A 7,725-nucleotide genomic window follows, 5' to 3' on the forward strand; every position below is an offset into this window, starting at 1 on the left:
GGCTCGGGCGGGTCCGGGGTCAGTGGTGCAGGGCGGCCACGGCCTGGGCGATCGCCCGGGGCACGTCCTCGATCCGGGTGTGCCGGCCGTCCCGGACGATGTGCCGGCCCGCCACGACCGTGTGCCGCACATCCGCGGCGGAGGCGGCGAATACGGCGGTCTCCGCTGCCAGCCGGGGCACCGGTCCTGCCGTCCTGACGGAGTCCAGGGCGACGGTGGTCAGATCGGCGGGGGCACCCGGCTCCAGCACGCCCGCGTCGGGGCGGCCGAGTGCGGCGTGCCCGTCGGCGGAGGCGGCCCTGAGCAGGGCGGCGGCCGTCCAGTGGCCCCGGATGTGCGTGCGCAGCCGCTCGTTGAGCTCCATCGCGCGCGCTTCCTCGAAGAGGTCGATCACGGCGTGGCTGTCGCTGCCCAGCGAGAGCGGCGAGCCCGCCTTCTGGAGGGCGGCGGCGGGGCCGATGCCGTCGGCCAGGTCGCGTTCGGTGGTGGGGCACATGCAGGTGCCGGTGGCCGAGGAGCCGAGCAGCTCGATGTCCGCCCCGGTCAGGTGCGTGTTGTGGATGCCGGTGGTGCGCGGGCCGAGGACCCCGTGGTCGGCCAGCAGCCGGGTGGGGGTGCGGCCGTGGGCGGCCTGGCAGGCGTCGTTCTCCGCCGTCTGCTCGGAGAGATGGACGTGGAGCGGGGCGCTGCGCTCCTCGGCCCACTGGGCGACGGTGGCCAACTGTCCGGCCGGGACCGCCCGGACGGAGTGGACGGCCGCGCCGATGAGGGTGTGGTCGTCGCCCTTGAGGAGCGATGCGCGCTCCGCCCAGGCCTCGGCGGTGGTGTCGGAGAAGCGCAGCTGGTGCCGGTTGGGCTTCTCGCCGAATCCGGCGGCGAGATAGGCGGTGTCCAGCAGGGTGATCCGGATCCCGGCCTCGGCGGCGGCCGCGATCAGCGCTTCGCCCATGGCGTTCGGGTTGGCGTAGGGGGTGCCGCCGGGGGCGTGGTGCAGATAGTGGAACTCGCCGACGGAGGTGATGCCGGCCAGGGCCATCTCCGCGTACGTGGCGCGGGCCAGGTCGAAGTAGGTGTCCGGGGTGAGCCGGGAGGCCGTCCGGTACATCAGCTCGCGCCAGGTCCAGAAGGTGCCCGAGCCGAGCTGGACGGTGGCGCGCAGGGCCCGGTGGAAGGCGTGGGAGTGGGTGTTGGCGAGGCCGGGGAGGGTCAGGCCGCGCAGCGCGGTCGCGCCGGGCGGCGGGGTCTCGACCCCGGTCCGGATCCCGGCGATGCGGCCGTCCGCGACGTCCAGGGTGACGCCCGGCTCGACGTGGGTGCCGAGCCAGGCGTGGTCCATCCAGTACGTCGCGGTGACGGGTGCGCCCGTCGTCCGGTGTGTCAGCTGCACGCGAGACCTTCCAGTACGTCGGCGAGTGCCTCGACCCCGGCCGTGCAGTCGTCCTCGGTGGCGTGCTCGGCGGGTGAGTGCGAGATGCCGGTGGGGTTGCGTACGAAGAGCATGGCGGTGGGCGCCGAGGCGGACAAAATACCCGCATCGTGGCCCGCGCCGGTGCCGAGGACGGGCAGGGGGCGCCCCGTGTCGCCGTTCGCCTCCAGGATCTTGCCGAGCTCGTCGCGCAGGGCGTGCTCGAACGCGACGACGGGCGTGAACGACTCGCGGACGACGTCGAGGTCGATCCCGGCCCGCTCGGCGTACTCCCGGGCGGCCCGCTCGATTCCGGTGACGACGGCGTCGAGGGTGGCCTGGTCGGCGGCGCGGGAGTCGAGCCAGCCGCGTACGAGGGAGGGGATGGCGTTGACGCCGTTGGGCTCGACCGCGATCTTGCCGAAGGTGGCGAGAGCGCCGGTCAGTTCGGCTTCGCGGCGGGCGGCGAGCACGGTCTCGGCGTACGTGAGCATCGGGTCGCGGCGGTCGGCGAGGCGGGTGGTGCCCGCGTGGTTGGCCTCGCCCCGGAAGTCGAACCGCCAGCGGCCGTGCGGCCAGATGGCGGAGGCGATGCCGACGGGGTCGCCGGTCAGGTCGAGGGCGCGGCCCTGCTCGACGTGGAGTTCGACGAACGCGCCGATCCGGGCGAGCCGTTCCGGGTCGGGGCCGATGGTCCCGGGGTCGTATCCGGCGGCTTCCATGGCGGCGGGCAGGGTGGTCCCCTCCCCGTCGCGCAGTCGGCGGGCGTCGGCGACGGCGAGCTGTCCGGCGGCCAGCCGGGACCCGACGCAGGCCAGGCCGAAGCGGGCGCCCTCCTCGTCGCCGAAGTTGGTGATCGCCAGCGGCCGGGTGAACTCCACTCCCCTGCGGTGGAGTTCATCGAGCGCGGCGAAGGAGGACACCACACCGAGCGGGCCGTCGAAGGCGCCGCCGTCCGGGACGGAGTCCAGGTGCGAGCCGGTGACGACGGCGTCCCCGGCCAGCGGGTCGCCGAGCCAGGCCCACTGGTTGCCGTTGCGGTCGCTCTCGTACGCGAGACCGCGTGCCTCGGCCTGCGCGCGGAACCAGGCCCGGCAGTCGAGGTCCGCCGGTGACCAGGCGTAGCGCCGGTAGCCACCGCTGTCGGAGTGGCGCCCGACGGGGGCCAGCTCCCGCCACATCGAGAGGAAGGAGTCACCCGTGCGCCACCGCTCCCGGGTGGCGGGAGCGGTGGCGGGCTCGCCCCCGAGCGTGCCGGGGGTGTTCCCGGTCGTGCCGGAGGCGTTCCCGGACATGCCGGACGGCATCAGTTGCCCTCCGTCATGGGGACGCGTACGCCCTGGTCGGCGGCGACGTTCTCGGCGATGTCGTACCCGGCGTCCACGTGGCGGATGACGCCCATGCCCGGGTCGTTCGTGAGCACGCGGCGGATCTTCTCGCCCGCGAGCTTCGTGCCGTCCGCGACGGAGACCTGGCCCGCGTGGATGGAGCGGCCCATGCCGACGCCGCCGCCGTGGTGGAGGGAGACCCAGGAGGCGCCGGAGGCGACGTTGACCATGGCGTTGAGCAGCGGCCAGTCGGCGATGGCGTCGGAGCCGTCGAGCATGGCCTCGGTCTCGCGGTACGGGGAGGCGACCGAGCCGCAGTCCAGGTGGTCGCGGCCGATGGCCAGCGGGGCGGCCAGCTCGCCGCTCGCGACCATGTCGTTGAAGCGCTCGCCGGCCTTGTCGCGCTCGCCGTAGCCGAGCCAGCAGATGCGGGCGGGCAGGCCCTGGAAGTGGACGCGCTCGCCGGCCATCTTGATCCAGCGGTGCAGCGACTCGTTCTCCGGGAACAGCTCCAGCATCGCCTTGTCGGTCTTGTGGATGTCGGAGGCCTCGCCGGAGAGCGCGGCCCAGCGGAAGGGGCCCTTGCCCTCGCAGAAGAGGGGGCGGATGTAGGCGGGGACGAAGCCGGGGAAGTCGAAGGCGCGGTCGTAGCCGGCGAGCTGGGCCTCGCCGCGGATGGAGTTGCCGTAGTCGAAGACCTCGGCGCCGGCGTCCATGAAGCCCACCATGGCCTCGACGTGGCGGGCCATGGACTCGCGGGCTCGCCGGGTGAAGTCGGCGGGCTTGTCGGCGGCGAGGTCGGCCATGTCGTCGAAGTCGACGCCGAGCGGCAGGTAGGCCAGCGGGTCGTGGGCGCTGGTCTGGTCGGTGACGATGTCGATGGGCGCGCTCTCGGCGAGCATCCGGGGCAGCAGTTCGGCGGCGTTGCCGAGGAGGCCGATGGAGAGCGGGCGGCGGGCGTCGCGGGCCTCGACGGCGAGCTGGAGGGCGTGCTCCAGGTTGTCGGCCCGCACGTCCAGGAAGCGGTGTTCGATCCGGCGCTCGATGGCGCGCGGGTCGCAGTCGACGCAGATGGCGACGCCGTCGTTCATGGTGACGGCGAGCGGCTGGGCGCCGCCCATGCCGCCGAGTCCGGCGGTCAGGGTGATCGTCCCGGCCAGCGTCCCGCCGAACTTCTTGGCGGCGACGGCGGCGAAGGTCTCGTAGGTGCCCTGGAGGATGCCCTGGGTGCCGATGTAGATCCAGGACCCGGCGGTCATCTGGCCGTACATGGTGAGTCCGAGCGCCTCCAGGCGGCGGAACTCCTCCCAGTTGGCCCAGTCCCCGACCAGGTTGGAGTTGGCGATGAGCACGCGGGGCGCCCACTCGTGGGTCTGCATGACGCCGACCGGCCGCCCGGACTGGACGAGCATCGTCTCGTCCTGCTTGAGCGTCTGAAGGGTGCGGACCATCGCGTCGAACGAGCGCCAGTCACGGGCGGCCTTCCCGGTGCCGCCGTAGACGACGAGTTTGTCGGGGTGCTCGGCGACCTCGGGGTCGAGGTTGTTCTGCAGCATCCGCAGGGCGGCCTCCTGCTGCCATCCCAGGGCGGTCAGTGCGCTGCCGCGCGGTGCCCGTACGGGGCGGGGTCCTGACATGGCGGTGCCTCCTCGCGACGGTGAAAATCTATTCACATCCTGATGCTCTGAATAGTCGTAGTCAACAGGTGCGGTTCGCGCCGCGGCCGGGAACAGGTTCTGCCAGTGATGCGCAGCATGGACCGGAGGCGTCGATGAGCACTGCCGAATCCCCCACGACCGACGATCCCGGAGACCCCGGAGGATCACCGCCGCTCAAGCGCGCCCTCGGCACCAAACTGCTGATCCTCTTCGTCGTCGGCGACATCCTGGGCACCGGCATCTACGCGACCACCGGGAACGTGGCGGGCAAGGTCGGCGGCGCGCTGTGGCTGCCGTTCGCGATCGGTTTCGCCGTCGCCCTGCTGACGGCGGCCTCGTACGTGGAGCTCGTCGGGAAGTACCCGAAGGCGGCCGGGGCCGCGCTCTACACCCAGAAGGCGTTCAAGGTGCCCTTCCTGACCTTCGTCGTCGCCTTCATGGTGATGTGCTCGGGGCTCTCCTCGGCGAGCGCGGCGGCGCGGGCGTTCAGCGGCGACTACCTGGGGGAGTTCACCGACGCGGTGCCGCCGACCCTGATCGCGATCCTGTTCCTCCTCGCCCTCGCCGCGATCAACCTCCGCGGGGTCGCCGAGTCGGTGAAGACGAACGTCGTCCTGACCCTGGTCGAGGTCAGCGGACTCGCGGTGATCCTCGCGATCGGCGCGTACGCCGTGTTCAGCGGCGACGGCGAGCCCTCCCGGCTGACCCAGATCGAGACCGGCGGCACCGGATACGCCGTGCTCACCGGGGTGCTCGGCGCCACCGCGCTGGGCTTCTTCGCCTTCGTCGGCTTCGAGGACTCGGTGAACATGGCCGAGGAGACCAAGAACCCCGCCCGCGCCTTCCCCCGCGCGATCTTCATCGGGGTGGGCATCACCGGCACCGTCTACGTCCTGGTCGCCCTGGTCTCCTCGCTCCTGGTCGACTCGCGCACACTTGCGGGATCGAGCGGCCCGCTGCTGGAGGTGGTGAAGGCCGGGGGCGTCGATTTCCCGCCGAAACTCTTCGCGCTCATCGCCCTGTTCGCCGTCACCAACTCGGCGCTGATCAACATCATGATGGCCTCGCGGCTCTGCTACGGCATGGCCAACGAGCGCATCCTGCCGCCCGCGATGGGCAAGGTGCTGGCCGGCCGCCGCACCCCCTGGGTCGGCATCGTCTTCGTCTCCCTCCTGGCCATCGGCCTGGTCTCCACCGGCGAGATCGAGGGGCTCGGCGACACCACCTCGTTCCTGCTGCTCTGCGTCTTCGCCGTCGTCAACATCGCCGTGCTGGTGCTCCGCGGGGACCGGGTGGACCACCACCACTTCCGTACGCCCACGGCGCTTCCGGTGCTCGGTGCGCTCACCTCGCTGATCCTGGCGAGCCCCCTCGCCGACCGGGGCTCCGACGTGTACGTCCGGGCCGGAATCCTGCTGCTGATCGGGATCGGACTGTGGGTGCTCAACAAGGCGGTGATGACGGCCCGCGAGAAGGCGGGCGCCCCGGGCGCCTGACGGGACGACGCCCGAGGGCCCCGCCACCACGTTCCGGCCGCTCCTTTACACCGCGGGCCGCATGTACCAAAGGAAAATGCCAGAACCTCCACCTGCCGTGAGCACGATGCGTAGCCTCAGCGTTACAGCCGTACGCCACGTCGGGAGGGGAAATCCGCGTGCCCGGAATCGACGAGTGCCTGCTCGAAGTCATGAGGCTGCCCGGTGCCCGGGGCGCCTCGGTGGTCGACTGGACGAGCGGCCTCGCCCTCGGCACCATCGGGGAATCCCCCAACGCCGACCACGAGGCGACCGCCGCCGAGACGGCGGAGGTCGCCCGGATGACCGCCGAGCAGCCGGCCTTCGCCCACCTCGCCCCGGACGGCGGCGCGGAGCACCCCGGACAGACGCCGAGCACCCCCGTCGAGGACGTCATCGTCACCACCCACGACGGGTACCACATGCTGCGGTTCGTCGAGACGGCTTTCGACAGCAGCGTCTTCCTGCATCTGTGGCTGGACCGCTCCGAGGGCAATCTCGCGCTCGCCCGGATGCGGCTGGGCGAGCTGGCCGAGCGTCTGGTGCTGGCATGAGCGCGATAGCCACCGACCCCGACGCCCCCGGCACGGACCGGCTCCCGGTGCTCTCCCCGATGCTCCAGCGCCTCGCCGCCGAGCGCGCCACCGGCGCCCTGATGCGCGACCGCGGCACGCTCTACCTCTCCGACGGCCAGGTGGTGCACGCCGAGAGCCCCGCCACCCCCGGCATCGACGTCCTGCTCACCGCCGGCGGGACCCTGCGACACGAGGGCTGGTGGGACGCCGTGGCACAGGCCGGGGCACACCGCCGGGTCGGCCGCTACCTCGTCGACAGCGGTCATGTGCCGGGCGGCGCACTGGAGTTGTGCCATCTCGGCGCGCTGTACGACGCCGCGTTCTTCGCGCTCGCCCCGACCGGGACGCCCGCCCGCTTCCGCTACGGGGTGGCGCACTGGATCGGTCCGGTGCGGCCGGTCCCGGTGGCCGCCGTGGAGCGCGAGACGCTGCGCAGACGGGAGTTCCTGGACCGGATCTGGCCCGACCCCGCCTGCGACGGCGCCCCACTGCTGCGGACGTCGGCCCATCCGTCCGACGCCCCGGTCCCGGCCCGGCAGCGCCGGCTCCTGGAGCTGGCCGACGGGGTCCGTACGGCCTCGGACATCGCGCAGGCGCTGGGCCGTTCGGCGTTCCACATCCTGGTCGACCTGCGACGGCTGGCGGCGGCCGGCCTGGTGGAGGCGGTCCGCACCCAGCCCCTGCCGGCCTCGTCCCCACCCGGCCGGATCGCGCTCCCCGAGGTGACGGCCGACCCCGACATCGCCCTGTTGCGCCGGCTCCGAGACGCATTGGAGGCCCTGTGATACGCGCGCTCAGACAGCGTGCCGGGAGGAGACAGCTGATGGTGCCCGAGGCCGAAGTGCGTGATGTCCTCGTCGAGCTCCAGCGGTTACGCGCCCGGGTCCCGCTGCTCTCCGGGGCGCTGGCCGCCTCCACCGACGGTCTGGTCCTGGCCCACGACACCCCGGGCGTCGAGGCGGAGGGCGTCGCCGCCCTCACCGCGGCCGCCCTCGGCGTCTCCATCCGGATGACCGACGCCACCGGCCGGGGCGGCTTCCGCGAACTGCTGGTCCGCGGCGACAGCGGCTACATCGCCACCTACGCCGCGGGCTCCTCCGCCGTCCTGACCCTGCTGGCCGAGGACCGCATCAACGTCGGGCGGCTCCATCTGGAGGGACGCCGCGCGGGCGCCCGCGTCGGCGAACTCGTCGACGCCGCGCTGCACCGCACCGAGCGCCCCGCCACCGCCGCACCCCCGCGCCC

7 protein-coding genes are annotated in these 7,725 nt (G+C 72.9%); 4 read left to right on the forward strand and 3 right to left on the reverse strand.

What is annotated here, in order from left to right:
- Window positions 1-19: 19 nt before the first annotated feature.
- From HET64_RS33620 to hutU, 3 genes are read right to left on the reverse strand one after another with little or no spacing between them, the layout of a single operon-like run.
- Window positions 20-1,387 carry a formimidoylglutamate deiminase gene (locus HET64_RS33620; RefSeq protein WP_215111001.1) on the reverse strand — a complete coding sequence of 456 codons (1,368 nt, stop codon included), beginning with the start codon at window positions 1,385-1,387 and terminating at the stop codon, window positions 20-22.
- Entirely contained in the window at window positions 1,378-2,712 is a 1,335-nt protein-coding gene (locus tag HET64_RS33625; RefSeq protein WP_374105598.1) for an allantoate amidohydrolase, read from the reverse strand. The genes HET64_RS33620 and HET64_RS33625 overlap by 10 nt, the downstream gene beginning before the upstream one ends.
- On the reverse strand, window positions 2,712-4,370 hold the full coding sequence (hutU, locus tag HET64_RS33630; protein WP_215111002.1) for a urocanate hydratase: 1,659 nt from the start codon (window positions 4,368-4,370) through the stop codon (window positions 2,712-2,714). The genes HET64_RS33625 and hutU overlap by 1 nt, the downstream gene beginning before the upstream one ends.
- A gap of 134 nt (window positions 4,371-4,504) precedes the next feature.
- On the opposite strand from hutU, the gene HET64_RS33635 reads away from it, so the two are divergent.
- The 4 genes from HET64_RS33635 to HET64_RS33650 form a co-directional block, all read left to right on the forward strand.
- The gene (locus tag HET64_RS33635) at window positions 4,505-5,887 is read left to right on the forward strand and encodes an APC family permease (protein ID WP_215111004.1); all 1,383 of its coding nucleotides are present in this window, start codon (window positions 4,505-4,507) and stop codon (window positions 5,885-5,887) included.
- Window positions 5,888-6,045: 158 nt separating this feature from the next.
- The gene (locus HET64_RS33640) at window positions 6,046-6,459 is read left to right on the forward strand and encodes a Tn7 transposase TnsA N-terminal domain-containing protein (RefSeq protein WP_215111006.1); all 414 of its coding nucleotides are present in this window, start codon (window positions 6,046-6,048) and stop codon (window positions 6,457-6,459) included.
- Entirely contained in the window at window positions 6,456-7,265 is an 810-nt protein-coding gene (locus tag HET64_RS33645; protein ID WP_215111008.1) for a helix-turn-helix domain-containing protein, read from the forward strand. The genes HET64_RS33640 and HET64_RS33645 overlap by 4 nt, the downstream gene beginning before the upstream one ends.
- A 38-nt stretch (window positions 7,266-7,303) precedes the next feature.
- A partial coding sequence (locus HET64_RS33650; protein ID WP_215111010.1) for a roadblock/LC7 domain-containing protein occupies window positions 7,304-7,725 on the forward strand: 422 nt, incomplete at its 3' end.

The sequence above is a fragment of the Streptomyces sp. McG3 genome (assembly GCF_018619185.1).
Lineage (GTDB): Bacteria > Actinomycetota > Actinomycetes > Streptomycetales > Streptomycetaceae > Streptomyces.

Excerpts from the sequence above, each read along its gene's own strand:
- HET64_RS33625 (WP_374105598.1), bottom strand. The coding sequence starts at position 2,712 with ATGCCGTCCGGCATGTCCGGGAACGCCTCCGGCACGACCGGGAACACC.
- hutU (WP_215111002.1), bottom strand. The coding sequence starts at position 4,370 with ATGTCAGGACCCCGCCCCGTACGGGCACCGCGCGGCAGCGCACTGACC.
- HET64_RS33635 (WP_215111004.1), top strand. The coding sequence starts at position 4,505 with ATGAGCACTGCCGAATCCCCCACGACCGACGATCCCGGAGACCCCGGA.
- HET64_RS33645 (WP_215111008.1), top strand. The coding sequence starts at position 6,456 with ATGAGCGCGATAGCCACCGACCCCGACGCCCCCGGCACGGACCGGCTC.